This window comes from Acidovorax sp. sic0104 (assembly GCF_019219095.1).
GTDB lineage: Bacteria > Pseudomonadota > Gammaproteobacteria > Burkholderiales > Burkholderiaceae_C > Acidovorax.
In genome coordinates, this window is the sequence record NZ_JAHUWH010000002.1 from 258420 (window position 1) to 271914 (window position 13495).

General features: G+C 65.8%; 11 protein-coding genes. 6 read left to right on the plus strand and 5 right to left on the minus strand.

Annotated features, from left to right (window positions below):
- Positions 1–16: 16 nt before the first annotated feature.
- The 3 genes from KW835_RS05355 to uvrB all read right to left on the minus strand — a co-directional run bounded on the left by KW835_RS05355 (position 17) and on the right by uvrB (position 4226).
- Entirely contained in the window at positions 17–1237 is a 1221-nt protein-coding gene (locus KW835_RS05355; protein ID WP_218381263.1) for an IscS subfamily cysteine desulfurase, read from the minus strand.
- A 109-nt stretch (positions 1238–1346) separates the two neighbouring features.
- Entirely contained in the window at positions 1347–1883 is a 537-nt protein-coding gene (iscR, locus tag KW835_RS05360) for a Fe-S cluster assembly transcriptional regulator IscR (protein WP_007851285.1), read from the minus strand.
- A 252-nt stretch (positions 1884–2135) separates the two neighbouring features.
- Positions 2136–4226: an excinuclease ABC subunit UvrB gene (gene uvrB, locus KW835_RS05365; protein WP_255593297.1), complete on the minus strand. Its 2091-nt coding sequence runs from the start codon at positions 4224–4226 to the stop codon at positions 2136–2138.
- Between the two features lie 108 nt (positions 4227–4334).
- On the opposite strand from uvrB, the gene KW835_RS05370 reads away from it, so the two are divergent.
- Together KW835_RS05370 and KW835_RS05375 are read left to right on the plus strand one after the other, a co-directional pair.
- Positions 4335–5531, plus strand: coding sequence for an amino acid aminotransferase (locus KW835_RS05370; protein WP_218381264.1), 1197 nt, complete (start codon positions 4335–4337; stop codon positions 5529–5531).
- A gap of 34 nt (positions 5532–5565) precedes the next feature.
- A complete protein-coding gene (locus KW835_RS05375) occupies positions 5566–6132 on the plus strand; it encodes a nucleotidyltransferase family protein (RefSeq protein ID WP_370633585.1) in 567 nt (188 codons plus the stop codon).
- A 127-nt stretch (positions 6133–6259) separates the two neighbouring features.
- On the opposite strand, the gene ygiD is transcribed toward KW835_RS05375, so the two are convergent.
- On the minus strand, positions 6260–7165 hold the full coding sequence (gene ygiD, locus KW835_RS05380; protein ID WP_218381539.1) for a 4,5-DOPA dioxygenase extradiol: 906 nt from the start codon (positions 7163–7165) through the stop codon (positions 6260–6262).
- Positions 7166–7315: 150 nt separating this feature from the next.
- Here ygiD and KW835_RS05385 point away from each other — a divergent pair, with 150 nt between their 5' ends.
- The 4 genes from KW835_RS05385 (at position 7316) to KW835_RS05400 (ending at position 12489) form a co-directional block, all read left to right on the plus strand.
- Entirely contained in the window at positions 7316–8227 is a 912-nt protein-coding gene (locus KW835_RS05385) for a CoA transferase (RefSeq protein ID WP_218381266.1), read from the plus strand.
- Between the two features lie 17 nt (positions 8228–8244).
- Positions 8245–8991, plus strand: a complete 747-nt coding sequence (locus KW835_RS05390) for a cold shock and DUF1294 domain-containing protein (protein ID WP_218381267.1) — start codon at positions 8245–8247, stop codon at positions 8989–8991.
- 218 nt (positions 8992–9209) lie between these two features.
- Positions 9210–9677 carry a hypothetical protein gene (locus tag KW835_RS05395; protein ID WP_218381268.1) on the plus strand — a complete coding sequence of 156 codons (468 nt, stop codon included), beginning with the start codon at positions 9210–9212 and terminating at the stop codon, positions 9675–9677.
- Positions 9678–10023: 346 nt separating this feature from the next.
- A complete protein-coding gene (locus KW835_RS05400) occupies positions 10024–12489 on the plus strand; it encodes an EAL domain-containing protein (protein ID WP_255593298.1) in 2466 nt (821 codons plus the stop codon).
- Here the strand turns inward: KW835_RS05400 and KW835_RS05405 are convergent.
- On the minus strand, positions 12458–13492 hold the full coding sequence (locus tag KW835_RS05405) for a DMT family transporter (RefSeq protein WP_218381269.1): 1035 nt from the start codon (positions 13490–13492) through the stop codon (positions 12458–12460). The two genes, KW835_RS05400 and KW835_RS05405, sit on opposite strands and share 32 nt — an antisense overlap.
- Positions 13493–13495: the final 3 nt, after the last annotated feature.

Sequence of the window (13495 nt, forward strand, 5' to 3'; positions counted from 1 at the left end):
TCTTCAGAAATGGGGATCAGTGCGCAGCCCATTGGATGGTGCTGATGTCGATGCCGTCCTTGTACATCTCCCACAGCGGGCTCAGCTCACGCAGGCGCGCGACGTTCTCACGAATGGTGGAGATCGCGTAGTCGATCTCTTCTTCGGTGGTGAAGCGGCCAATGGTCATGCGCAGGCTGCTGTGCGCCAGCTCGTCGCTGCGGCCCAGAGCGCGAAGCACGTAGCTGGGCTCCAGGCTGGCGGACGTACAGGCGGAGCCGGACGACACAGCCAGGCCCTTGATGCCCATGATGAGCGACTCGCCTTCGACGTAGTTGAAGCTCATGTTCAGGTTCTGGGGCACGCGGCGCTCCATGCTGCCGTTGATGAACACCTGCTCGATGTCCTTCAGGCCTTCCAGCAGGCGCTGCTGCAGCGCATGCGCCTTGGCATTGCTTTCGGCCATTTCTTCCTTGGCAATGCGGAAGGCTTCGCCCATGCCCACGATCTGGTGCGTGGGCAGCGTGCCAGAGCGCATGCCGCGCTCGTGGCCGCCACCGTGCATCTGCGCTTCAAGTCGCACGCGGGGCTTGCGGCGCACGAACAGCGCGCCGATGCCCTTGGGGCCGTAGGTCTTGTGGGCCGTCATGCTCATCAGGTCGACAGGCAGCGTCGCCATGTCGATGGCGACGCGGCCGGTGGCCTGGGCAGCATCCACATGGAACAGGATGCCCTTTTCGCGGCACAGCGCGCCGATGGCGGGGATGTCCTGGATCACACCGATCTCGTTGTTCACGAAGAGTACGCTGATCAGGATGGTGTCGGGGCGGATGGCAGCCTTGAGAGCGTCCATATTGACCAGCCCGTCTTCCTGCACGTCAAGGTAGGTCACCTCGAAGCCCTGGCGCTCCAGCTCGCGCATGGTGTCCAGCACGGCCTTGTGCTCGGTCTTGAGCGTGATGAGGTGCTTGCCCTTGCCCTTGTAGAACTGGGCTGCGCCTTTCAGGGCCAGGTTGATGGATTCGGTTGCGCCGCTGGTCCAGACGATCTCGCGCGGGTCGGCGCCGATCAGGTCGGCCACCTGGCCACGGGCATTTTCCACCGCCTCTTCCGCCTCCCAGCCCCAGGCATGGCTGCGCGACGCCGCGTTGCCGAAATGCTCGCGCAGCCAGGGGATCATGGCGTCCACCACGCGCGGATCCACCGGGGTCGTGGCGCCATAGTCGAGATAGATGGGGAAATGCGGGGTCATGTCCATGGCTGGCTCAGTAAAGGTTTCTGGCTGGCAGATTTGCAAGAAGGAAGGTCGGTGCACAAAAATCGTTCAGGGCGCTGCCGACCCCAGGGCCGGCACGGCGCGCCACCACTCAGGACTTCGCGAAGACGTTGCCCAGAGCAAAAACGGAATTCGGGGCGTTCACGCGGATGGGCTTGACCACCGGCGTCGTGGAAATGGCGCGGCGGACCACGGGCTTGTCCTCGATCTGCACGCCCTTGGCGAGCTGCTCTTCCACCAGCTTTTGCAACGTGACGGAATCAAGGAACTCCACCATGCGCTGGTTCAGCGATGCCCACAACTCGTGCGTCATGCAACGGCCGGCTTCGCCCAGGCAGTTCTCCTTGCCACCGCACTGTGTGGCGTCGATGGGCTCATCCACAGACACGATGATGTCCGCCACGGTGATATCGCCGGCCTTGCGGGCCAGGGTGTAACCACCGCCGGGACCACGGGTGGACTCCACCAGTTCATGACGGCGCAGTTTGCCGAACAGCTGCTCGAGGTACGACAAAGAGATTTGCTGGCGCTGGCTGATCGCGGCCAGGGTGACAGGGCCATTGTTCTGGCGCAGGGCCAGGTCAATCATGGCAGTGACCGCAAAACGGCCTTTGGTTGTGAGACGCATCGCAAGCTCCTTGTGCTAAGGCTTGTTCGTTGTAGAAACCGCCGCCACTGGCTGATGGCCAGTGAGGCACCGTCTCCGCCCCTTCTCCGCGCAGTCGCCCGTTAAGGCCTGCACGGAGCCCTTCATCGCTGGGCTGTTTTCTTGAGTGTTTTGTGCAAGTATAACACAAATCCCTATTGAATTGGTCGGGATAAAAAACCAACTGGTCGCAATTTGATCAGTGATGTCTTACCCGACTCTTTCAACGCCCGCCTACAGGCCCACAGAATCGCCTCCGTGTGCGCCGAATGCCTGGTCCTTGAGCCTCGTGAGCTGGTCCCTGACCCGGGCTGCTTGCTCGAATTCCAGGTTGCGTGCGTGCTCCAGCATCAGCTTTTCCAGGCGCTTGATCTCGCGCGCCACGTCCTTTTCGGACATGTCTTCCACCTGTGCCCGGCGCATGGCTTCCTGCTCCAGCCGTTCTGCGTCCTTGCCTGCTTTTTCGCTGTACACGCCGTCAATCAGGTCTCTTACCCGCTTGACAATGCTGCGCGGAGTGATTCCGTGTTCCTCGTTGTGTGCGATCTGTTTGATGCGGCGTCGTTCCGTCTCGCCCATGGCTTTTTTCATGGAATCGGTGATCCGGTCGGCATACAGAATGGCCTTGCCGTTCAGGTTGCGCGCCGCGCGGCCTATGGTCTGGATCAGGCTACGCTCAGCGCGCAAAAAGCCTTCCTTGTCCGCGTCCAGGATGGCGACCAGCGACACTTCCGGAATGTCCAGGCCCTCTCGCAACAGGTTGATGCCCACCAGCACATCAAACGCGCCCAGGCGCAGGTCGCGGATGATCTCCACCCGCTCGACGGTGTCCACGTCGCTGTGCAGGTAGCGCACCTTCACACCGTTGTCGGTCAGGTAGTCCGTCAACTGCTCCGCCATGCGCTTGGTCAACGTGGTGATGAGTATGCGTTCGCGCTTTTCTACACGAATGCGTATTTCCTGTAGCACATCATCGACCTGGTGGGTGGCAGGGCGCACTTCCACCTCGGGGTCCACCAACCCCGTCGGACGCACGACCTGGTCCACGATCTGCCCGGAGTGCGTGCGTTCGTAGTCCGCTGGCGTGGCCGTGACAAAGATCACCTGCCGCATGCGGTGCTCGAACTCTTCGAACTTGAGCGGGCGGTTATCCAATGCCGAAGGCAGTCGAAAGCCGTACTCCACAAGCGTGGTCTTGCGCGAACGGTCACCGCTGTACATGGCGTTGAGCTGGCCGATCATCTGGTGGCTCTCGTCCAGGAACATCAGCGCGTCCTTGGGCATGTAGTCCGTCAGCGTGCTGGGCGGGTCACCCGGCGCCGAACCCGACAAGTGGCGCGTGTAGTTCTCAATGCCTTTGCAGTGCCCCACTTCGCTGAGCATCTCCAGATCGAACCGGGTGCGCTGCTCCAGCCGCTGGGCCTCCACCAGCTTGCCGTCGGCCAACAGTTGCTGCAGGCGTTCGGCCAGCTCGAGCTTGATCGTTTCCACAGCCGCAAGCACCTTGTCGCGCGGCGTCACGTAGTGGCTGCTGGGGTAGACCGTGAAGCGCGGGATCTTCTGCTTGACCCGCCCCGTGAGCGGGTCGAACAGCTGCAGGCTCTCCACTTCGTCATCGAAAAGCTCGATGCGGATGGCCAGCTCGGAATGTTCGGCCGGGAACACGTCGATGGTGTCGCCCCGCACACGGAACTTGCCGCGCGAGAAATCAGCCTCGTTGCGCTGGTACTGCATGCGGATGAGCTGGCCGATCACGTCCCGCTGGCCCAGCTTGTCTCCCACGCGCAGCGTCATCACCATGCGGTGGTAGCTCTCGGGCTCGCCAATGCCGTAGATGGCCGAGACGGTGGCCACGATGACCACGTCGCGCCGCTCCATCAGGCTCTTCGTGCACGACAGCCGCATCTGCTCGATGTGCTCGTTGATCGCGCTGTCTTTCTCGATGAAAAGGTCGCGCTGCGGCACATAGGCTTCGGGTTGGTAGTAGTCGTAGTAGCTCACGAAGTACTCCACGGCGTTCTTGGGGAAGAACTCGCGGAACTCGCTGTACAGCTGCGCGGCCAGCGTCTTGTTGGGCGCAAAGATGATGGCCGGGCGCCCCATGCGGGCAATGACGTTGGCCATGGTGAAGGTCTTGCCAGAGCCCGTCACCCCCAAAAGCGTCTGGAACGCCTCGCCATCGTTCAGGCCTTCGACCAGCTTGCCGATGGCCTCGGGCTGGTCGCCTGCGGGTGGGTACGGCTGGAACAGTTCGAAGGGTGAATCGGGGAAGCTGACGAATTCGCCGTCTTGCTTTTCCGTTATGACCTGTGTGATATCCGGCATGGGTGCAGTCAACGTGGGGTGGGGGCGGGCCGTTAAAATCGGCGGAACCCGGCACGGTACACCACGCCCGGATTCCTCGCTACTGACAACCTCTTTCCAAGGATTTTCATGTCTCTGTTCACCGCCGTCGAAATGGCCCCCCGCGACCCGATCCTGGGTCTGAATGAGCAATTTGCCGCAGACACCAACCCCAACAAGGTCAACCTGGGCGTGGGCGTTTATTTCGACGACAACGGCAAGCTGCCCCTGCTGCAGTGCGTCCAGGCGGCCGAAAAGACCATGATGTCCGCCCCCACCGCCCGGGGCTACCTGCCCATCGACGGCATCGTGGCCTATGACAACGCCGTCAAGGGCCTGGTGTTCGGCGCCGACAGCGAACCCGTGAAGTCTGGCCGCGTGGCCACGGTGCAGGCCATCGGCGGCACCGGCGGCCTGAAGATCGGCGCCGACTTCCTGAAGAAGGTCAGCCCCAATGCCAAGGTGCTGATTTCCGACCCCAGCTGGGAAAACCACCGCGCGCTGTTCACCAACGCCGGCTTCGAAGTCGACACTTACGCATACTACGACGCCGAAAAGCGCGGCGTGAACTTCGAAGGCTTCCTGGCCAGCCTGAACGCCGCCGCTGCCGGCACCATCGTCGTGCTGCACGCCTGCTGCCACAACCCCACAGGCTACGACATCACCCCCGCGCAGTGGGACCAGGTCATCGCCGCCGTCAAGGCCAAGGGCCTGACACCCTTCCTGGACATGGCCTACCAGGGCTTCGGCCACGGCATCGCCGAAGACGGCGCCGTGATCGGCAAGTTCGTGGCCGCCGGCCTGACCTTCTTCGTTTCCACCTCGTTCTCCAAGAGCTTCAGCCTGTACGGCGAGCGCGTGGGCGGCCTGTCGGTGCTGTGCACGGACAAGGAAGAAGCCTCGCGCGTGCTGAGCCAGCTCAAGATCGTGATCCGCACCAACTACTCCAACCCGCCCATCCACGGCGGCGCGGTGGTGGCGGCCGTGTTGAACAACCCCGAGCTGCGCGCCCAATGGGAAGGCGAGCTGGCCGAAATGCGCGTGCGCATCAAGGCCATGCGCCAGAAACTCGTCGACGGTCTCAAGGCCGCTGGCGTCAAGCAGGACATGAGCTTCATCACCACGCAGATCGGCATGTTCAGCTACTCGGGCCTCTCCAAGGACCAGATGGTGCGCCTGCGCAATGAGTTCGGCGTGTACGGCACGGATACCGGCCGCATGTGCGTTGCCGCACTGAACAGCAAGAACATCGACTACGTCTGCCAGTCGATTGCAAAGGTCGTCTGAGCACGATGGTGAAGCGGCGCTCGCGCGCCGCTTCGTGAGCGAAGCGCTCCAGAACCCGTACAACGCGGCCATTCTGGAGCGTTTGCCGCTTCTGGGCCTGCCCGATGCGTGGCTGGTCGCCGGTTGCCTGTTCCAGACCGTGTGGAACCTGCATTCCGGCATGGCGCCCACCGCCCGCATCAAGGACTACGACCTGTTCTACTTCGACGCAGCCGACCTGTCGGAAGCTGCGGAACAAGAAGTCCAGGCGCGCGCCAACGCGCTCTTCGCGGATCTGCCAATCACCGTGGAAGCCAAGAACCAGGCCCGCGTGCACCTGTGGTACGAGCAGTGGTTCGGCTTTCCGTACCAGGCGCTGCAGTCGGCCCGCGATGGGATCGAGCGGTTTCTGGTGCCGTGCACCTGTGTGGGAGTGCATCCCGGTGAACAGGCCCTCGGGCCGACTCTGTATGCACCGTACGGGCTGCAGGAACTGTATGCCGGCATCCTGCGGCCCAATCCGCAGTGCCCGCACCTGCCGCTCTTTCAGGCCAAGGCCGAGAGTTACCGGAAACGGTGGAACTGGCTGCAGATCCGGGAGATGGCCGGCTCGCCACGCTGAGCGCGGCCGCCCGGGGCAGAGCGCACCCAGGCTGACAAGTCCCCATTTCAGAGTCTTTTTTGCCTCTGACGCCCAGTCTGCAAGCGCAGAAAGCTATCAAAAAATGAGCAAACTGCCAGCATGGGTGTCAACCCCACAGCACCGACCGCATCGAAATCGATGCCGACTGATATCCCGTGTTGAAGAAGCGAGGCATCTCGCTGGCCTCCACTGCGCCCGCCGCGTACAGCAGCGGCAGGTAGTGCTCATGGGTGGGGTGGGCCTGCTGGGCCACGGTGCCCAGCTTCTGAAAGTGCTGCAACGCGCCCAACTGCCCTTTCTTGATCTGGTCCTGCACCACCGCGTCGAACTCGGCGGCCCAATCGTAGGCCTCGTTGGGGGCAGAGCCCCGGCGCGACGCGCGCAGGTTGTGCACGACGTTGCCGCTGCCCACGATCAACACCCCGCGCTCGCGCAGGGCCCTGAGCTGCTGGCCCAGCGCATAGTGCTCCGCAGGGGCCCGGCTGTAGTCCATCGACAGCTGCAGCACCGGGATGTCCGCCTTGGGGAACATGGGCTTGAGCACCGACCAGGTACCGTGGTCCAAGCCCCATTCGCCCTCATCCACGCCCAGCATACCGCCCGTGGCCGGAGATTTGATTTCCCTGGCCAGGCTGCGCGCCACGGCCGGAGCACCGGGCGCGGGGTACTGCTGGTCGAACAGCGCCTGCGGAAAGCCGCCGAAATCATGGATGGTCCTGGGCTGCGCCATCCCCGTGATCTGCCACCCGCCGCGCGTCAGCCAATGGGCCGATACACACAGGATCAGCTGCGGCTGCGCGGCGCGCGCCAGCAGTTCGCCGCCCATCGCCTGCCAGCTGCGGCGCCATGCGTTGTCCTCGATGGCATTCATCGGACTCCCATGCCCCACGAAAAGCACCGGCATGCGCGGCGACGGCTTGAGCGCCTGCAGCGCAGGCAAGGTAGCGGCGCTGCTCAGGGATGTCATGGAAAAGGCTCCCGGGAAGGTGGCCAGGCCCGCCAAGGCGGCCATGGAGGTTCTGCGTTGCATGGATCGGGGAGCGTAACAAATTATGTATAACGCAGGGAGGGAGCGCCCGCCCCCACCAAAGTTCCAAGCGGTTTCGGCTTGGATGTACACCGCCTTCTCAGCCGAGGCCAGCTTCAACCCACGCCACCGCCGATGACCGCCCCTGCCACCCTCACCATCGCTGCCGCGCCCCAGCCTCTGCGCAACACCCGCCTCCTGAGCCTGGCGCTCAACCTGCCAGGCCCCGCGGCCCTGATGCGCTGCGCCCGCCTGGGCGCACAGTGCACGAAACTTGAACCGCCGCCCGCGCCCGGCTTGCCCAGCGCCGACCCCATGGGCATCTACAGCCCGGCGGCTTACGCCACGCTGCATGCCGGCGTGCGCGTGGTGCATGCCCACCTGAAGACGCCCGAGGGGCAGGCCTCGCTGCACGAAGAGCTTGCGCGCACCGACGTTCTGATCACCTCGTTTCGCCCCTCGGCACTCGCCAAGCTCGGCCTCTCCTGGGAGTCGCTGCATGCACGCTACCCGCGCCTGTCTCTCGTGCGCATCGTGGGCGCTGCGGCCGAACGTGCCGAGGAGCCCGGCCACGACCTGACCTACCTGGCCGACGCGGGCCTGGTGACCGGCACCGAAATGCCCCCCACGCTGTACGCCGACATGGGCGGCGCGCTCATGGCCAGCGAAGCGGTGTTGCAGGCGCTGCTCGAGCGCGCCCATACCGGCAGCGGTGTGTGCATCGAAGTCGCCCTGGCCGATGCTGCTGCGTGGCTGGCCCAGCCGCGCGACTGGGGCCTCACCACCCCCCAGGGCGATGTGGGCGGCAACCACGCAGGCTACCGCGTCTACCCCTGCGCCGACGGCCGCGTGGCCGTGGCCGCGCTGGAGCCCCACTTTGCCGCGAGCCTGTGCGCGGCGGCAGGCCTGCCCGCCACGGGCGATGCCGAGGTACTGCGCGCCCCCGCCACGCACCAGGCCGTGGCGGCCTTCCTGGCCGGGCAGACGCGTGCCCAGCTCGATGCGCTGGCCGCCGCGCAAGACATTCCCCTGCACACCCTGGCCTGACTGGCGGCCTGCAGCCCATGCAAAAACAAGGAACGGTCATCCGCTGGGACGCCACACGCGCATTCGGCTTCATCCGTACCCCGGGCACGTCGGCGGATGTGTTCTTTCATGTGCGCGACTTTCGCGGCAGCTCCCAGCCGCGTGAAGGGCTGGCCGTCGTGTACGAAGAAATCCACGTGGGCGGCAAAGGCCCGCGCGCCATGGCCGTTCAACCGGCGACGGGGGCATCGCCTGCCTTCGCCGGTGTCAGCACGGCGAGCGCAGCCCCGTCCCGCAGCGGCGCAAATAACGCACCGCGCAACCATCGCAGTGCTCCCGGCAGAGCCCCGCCGCCCAGCCCGCGCAAGCGCCGGCAGGGCCCGCAAGGCCGGCCTGCGGGCCGTGTCCGGCGCGAGGCCCGTGCGGGCACGGCCTCCGCCTCCTTGGCCCTTGCACTCGTTGCTGGCTGGCTCATCTTGCTGGGCTCGGGGATCTGGACGCGCCAGTTGCCACTGGGCTGGACCCTCGCGGCGGTGTTGGCGATCAACCTGGTCACATTCATTGCCTATGCAGCCGACAAGAGCGCTGCCATCCATGGCCGCTGGCGCACACAGGAAAGCCATCTGCACATGCTCAGCCTGGCGGGCGGCTGGCCGGCCGCATGGCTGGCCCAGCAGGCCATGCGGCACAAGTCGAGCAAACAGGAATTCCGCGCCGTTTACTGGCTGACCGTGGTGGTGCACTGCGCGGTGCTGGCCGCATGGGTGGCCCGCGTGGGACGCTAGCCGGACCCGCAGCGCAAGCCACTTGCATGCTTTGCATGGCTTGCACATTGCTACATGAAAAATAGCAAGCAACCGATAACTATCAATCAGCAGGGACGGTTCCACCCGGCAGACGACGGCACTCGCCGTGCTGACGGCAAGAAGGCCCGCCGACCTACACGGCCCGGCCCCGGCTGGCATTTCAATCGAGGGCGTTCAAACACCACCGGGAGATGGCCATGAAACCCCTCATTCTCGATTCGTCCATGACCAACATGGGCGGCACCTTCTATCCCACCGGCCATGTATTTGCGCTGTTCCCCGACGAAGACTGCGTGCGCCAGGCCGCCGCCGCCCTGCAGGCCGCGGGCCACGCCGGAGACGTGGCCTATGCCAGCCCTGAAGTCATCCTGCAGGACATCGTGCGTACGCTGGGCACGGCGGACGCGCCCTTGCCGTCCGTGGGCGCCGAAGGCGACATGGTCCGTCGCATCGCCGACCTGGCGGGCACGGGCCACCATGGCCTGCTGGTGAAGATGGCCGACAAGGACAGTGCCGACACACTGGTATCGGCCATTGCGCCCGAGGGCGCGGTCGCCGCCTTCTACTATCGCACCTTCATCATCGAAGACCTGATCACGCCATCGCTCCCCGAGGACCAGCAGTCCGTGCTGGTGGGCACACGCGCCGCGTCGCCCGCGCCCTGAATGCTCGCTCCAGCCTGATTGGGGGCGAAGGCATCGCGCCTTCAGCACTCTCCCACCGGCCCATGGCAGTCCCCTGCCCTGGGCCGTTTCTTCGTGCGCACCCATCCGCTCTCCCGGCCCGCAGGGGCGCAACCACAGCTGCAACGCCGGGCCTGCCAAGCTTTGCATGCATTGGCCGCTTGATCGCTATATAGTGCGTCGAGACCTCCTGGCGGTGCACCCGAGCACGGGCATGCCATGCGCCAGGAAGCCTTGCGAAGGTGCGGCCAGCACTGCTTTGCTCCCCTGCTGCGCGAGGCGGGGCGAAGAATCGTCGGCACCTTGGCACCCGGTGGGAGATCAATCCATGGATGTGTCGCAGCCTGTTGAGCGGAGTCCCCTGCAGCTGACCCTGCGGCTGACCTGGCCCTTCATCGCGATGGTGCTGCTTCTGGCCGCCTGCGCCACCGCCAGCCTGTATGTACTGTCCACCGTGCGCGCCTTCGTGGCGGGCGAGAGCCTGTGGACCAAGGGGCAAAAGGACGCCATCTATTACCTGGGCCAATACGCGGCCAACGGGTCTCCCCAGGCGTTCGATCGGTTCACGCAAGCCATGGAGATTCCGCTGGGCGATCGCTCGGCCCGCCTGGCGCTGCAGCCCGGCCAGGTGCAGGTGCACCTGGCGCGGGAGGGTTTCCTGCGCGGCGGCAACCACCCCGACGACATCGACAACCTCGTCTGGCTGCTGCGCTACTTTCACCGCTTCGACATCGTGCAAAGGCCCATGGAGTTCTGGCTGGTGGGCGATGAGTACATCAGCGCGCTGCGCGATCTCTCGCACGAGATCCGCCACGAGACGGAACTGGGCCAGGTGGACGAGATCACGCGCGTGCATTGGCAGGCCACGATCCGCGACATCAACGCCGGCGTGACCCCCGTCGCGCGCAGCTTCAGCGAGGCGCTGGGCGACAGCTCGCGCCACATCGTGCAGGTACTGATGTGGCTCAACGCCGGCATGGCTGCCGCGCTGATCCTGCTGACCCTGTGGCATACCCACACCCTGCTGGCCCAGCGCCGGCGCATCGAGCAGGCCCTGGGCGCCGAGCGAGAACAGGCCCGCACCACTCTCACGGCCATCGGCGACGCGGTGGTCACCACCAACATCCGCGGCGAGGTCGTGTACATGAACCCTGCAGCCGAGCTGCTGCTGGACCACCGCGCGCAGCACGCGGCTGGATGTCCGCTGCAGGAAATCCTGCGGTTCGAAGGAGACGGCACCGACGCCCCGGCCGCGACGGCGCTGGTGGAAAACATCCTGCGCCACGAAGGTTCCCCGGGTCCCGCGAGCGACCCTGTCCACCGCATCGTGGTGCGCCCCGACCACTCGGTCGTGCCCGTCAAGCTGATGGGGTCGGCGCTGCGCCACCTGGGTGGGGTGACCGGCGCGGTGCTGGTGCTGCACGACGTCACGCGCGAGCAGCACTACGTGGAGCAATTGTCCTGGCAAGCGAGCCACGATGCTCTGACGGGGCTGGTGAACCGGCGCGAGTTCGAGCTGCGGCTCGAAGCCCTGCTGAGCCGACCGCGCCAGCCGGGCCGCGAGGGCTCGCTGCTGTACGTAGACATGGACCAGTTCAAGCTCATCAACGACACCTGCGGCCACCAGGCCGGCGACGAGATGCTCCGCGAGGTCTGCCGCATGCTGCAAAGCCACCTGCGCGAGGGAGACACGCTCGCGCGTCTGGGCGGCGACGAATTCGGGATCCTGCTCAAGGACTGCCCGGCCGGGCCATCGGCACGCATTGCCGAGCAGTTGCGCCAGGCAGGCCAGGACCTGCGCCTGCACTGGGAAGGCCAGGAGCTCACCACGGGCCTGTCCATCGGCATGGTGCAGCTCATTCCAGCACTCACATCGATCCAGGAGGCCATGCGCGTGGCGGACATGGCCTGCTACCGCGCCAAGGAAGGTGGCCGCAACCGGGTGTTCATCTACCAGCCCGAAGACATCGAGATGACCCGGCGCGAAGGAGACATGGACTGGGTCCGCCGCCTGCGCCTGGCCCTGGAGCACGACCGGTTCGAGCTGCATGCGCAATCCATACGATCCCTGCAGTCTGGCGGCGGCGAAGGCCTGCATATGGAAGTGCTTCTGCGCCTGCGCAGCGAAGATGGCGAACTGGTCGCGCCCGGCACCTTCATACCGGCCGCAGAGCACTACGGCATGATGCCGTCCATCGACCGTTGGGTGATCCGGCACACCCTGCTCGCCCTGGCACAGCACCAGTGCGCCCCCGGCGCGCTGCCGCTGCACACCTGTGCCATCAATCTGTCGGGCACCAGCCTGGGAGACGACAGCCTGCTCAAGTACATCCGGACCGCACTTGCCGAATCTGGGCAGGACCCGGCGGTGCTGTGCTTCGAGATCACCGAGACCAGCGCCATCTCGCATCTGCCCAACGCGGTACGCCTGATGAAGGAGCTGCAGCAGCTGGGCTGCCGGTTCGCGCTGGATGATTTCGGTGCGGGGATGTCATCCTTCACCTACCTCAAGCACCTGCCGGTCAACTACCTCAAGATCGACGGGGCCTTCGTGAAGGACCTGCTGCACGACCCGACCAGCCACGCCATGGTGGAGATGATCCACCGCATCGGCCATGTGATGGGCAAGGAGACCATTGCCGAATTTGCTGAATCCGAGGCCATCGTGGATGCACTGCGCATCATCGGCGTGAACTACGCCCAGGGCTACGCGGTGGCAAAGCCCGTTCCACTGGCGGAGTGCCTGGGAGCACAGGCGTCCGCTACGCTTGGCGCCCCTTCCACAGCCACCTGACCCCCAGGCCCGCTGCGCCGCTGGCCAACACCACACCGGGCACGACCAAGGCCAGTGCAGCCCAGCCATGGCGGTCCAGCGGTTCCGCCAGCAGCCATGCAGCACCCAGCGCCGTGAACACAGGCACCAGTGCCGCCGACAGCGCCGCACGGGCTGCGCCCAGCCGGGCAATGGCGGCCGAATAGGCCACCAGGCCCAGCACACCAGCCATCGCCCCTTGCCCCAGCGCCTGGACGGCCACATCGCGCCAGGGCGCAGACACCAGCCGGGGAGCGCCCCACACCGCCACCACCGGCAGCAATGCCAGGGCCGACCCCAGGTTGACCAGTGCAGCCCCCTGCCACGGCGACAGGCCGCTACCGCGAAACGCCAGGGTGTACACGGCCCACATCGCCGCTGCCAGCACGAACAGCAGGTCGCCGCGCCAGGCGGCCAGTCCGTCGCGCCACGCCCCCATGCCCAGCACCCCCACGCCCGCCAGCATCAGCACCAGGCCCAGCGCGCTCACCCGTCCGGGCCACTGCCCCTGCACCACACCACCGGCCAGCGCGACAAACAGCGGCATGCTGGCGGCCATGAAAATGCCCATGTGCGCGGCAGGCGCCCACTGCACCCCGGCCAACACCACCAGGCCGAACGGCAACCCGCCACACATGACCAGCAGCATGAGCCTGCTCCTGGAAACCGACGCGGGCCAGCCGGCACGCCGGCACCACAGCGGCGCCAGCAACAGCGCGGGAACCCCGTAGCGCAGTACCGCCAGCTCCACGGGCCCGAGCGAGGTGGTCACGCCGTGGCGCGAGGCGATCTGCCAGCCGCTGCCGATCAGCGCCGCCGCAAGGGCCGCGAGCGCCCCTGTGACCAAGTCGGCGCGTGAACCTGCCGGAGTACCCGCAACAGCGGTCTGCCGCCTCTCCGAGACCGCTGCCAACGGGCGGGCCGCCGCGTCGTGGCGGGATGAAGTGGTGCAAGCCGAAGCATCGCGAGGCGGTGAAGAAGACATGGG

What these genes read in the sequence shown, in the direction of transcription:
- ygiD (WP_218381539.1), bottom strand. Translation starts at nt 7,165, where the DNA reads ATGGCCGCCTTGGCGGGCCTGGCCACCTTCCCGGGAGCCTTTTCCATG.
- KW835_RS05400 (WP_255593298.1), top strand. Translation starts at nt 10,024, where the DNA reads ATGGATGTGTCGCAGCCTGTTGAGCGGAGTCCCCTGCAGCTGACCCTG.
- uvrB (WP_255593297.1), bottom strand. Translation starts at nt 4,226, where the DNA reads ATGCCGGATATCACACAGGTCATAACGGAAAAGCAAGACGGCGAATTC.
- KW835_RS05395 (WP_218381268.1), top strand. Translation starts at nt 9,210, where the DNA reads ATGAAACCCCTCATTCTCGATTCGTCCATGACCAACATGGGCGGCACC.
- iscR (WP_007851285.1), bottom strand. Translation starts at nt 1,883, where the DNA reads ATGCGTCTCACAACCAAAGGCCGTTTTGCGGTCACTGCCATGATTGAC.
- KW835_RS05405 (WP_218381269.1), bottom strand. Translation starts at nt 13,492, where the DNA reads ATGTCTTCTTCACCGCCTCGCGATGCTTCGGCTTGCACCACTTCATCC.
- KW835_RS05355 (WP_218381263.1), bottom strand. Translation starts at nt 1,237, where the DNA reads ATGGACATGACCCCGCATTTCCCCATCTATCTCGACTATGGCGCCACG.
- KW835_RS05385 (WP_218381266.1), top strand. Translation starts at nt 7,316, where the DNA reads ATGACCGCCCCTGCCACCCTCACCATCGCTGCCGCGCCCCAGCCTCTG.
- KW835_RS05390 (WP_218381267.1), top strand. Translation starts at nt 8,245, where the DNA reads ATGCAAAAACAAGGAACGGTCATCCGCTGGGACGCCACACGCGCATTC.
- KW835_RS05370 (WP_218381264.1), top strand. Translation starts at nt 4,335, where the DNA reads ATGTCTCTGTTCACCGCCGTCGAAATGGCCCCCCGCGACCCGATCCTG.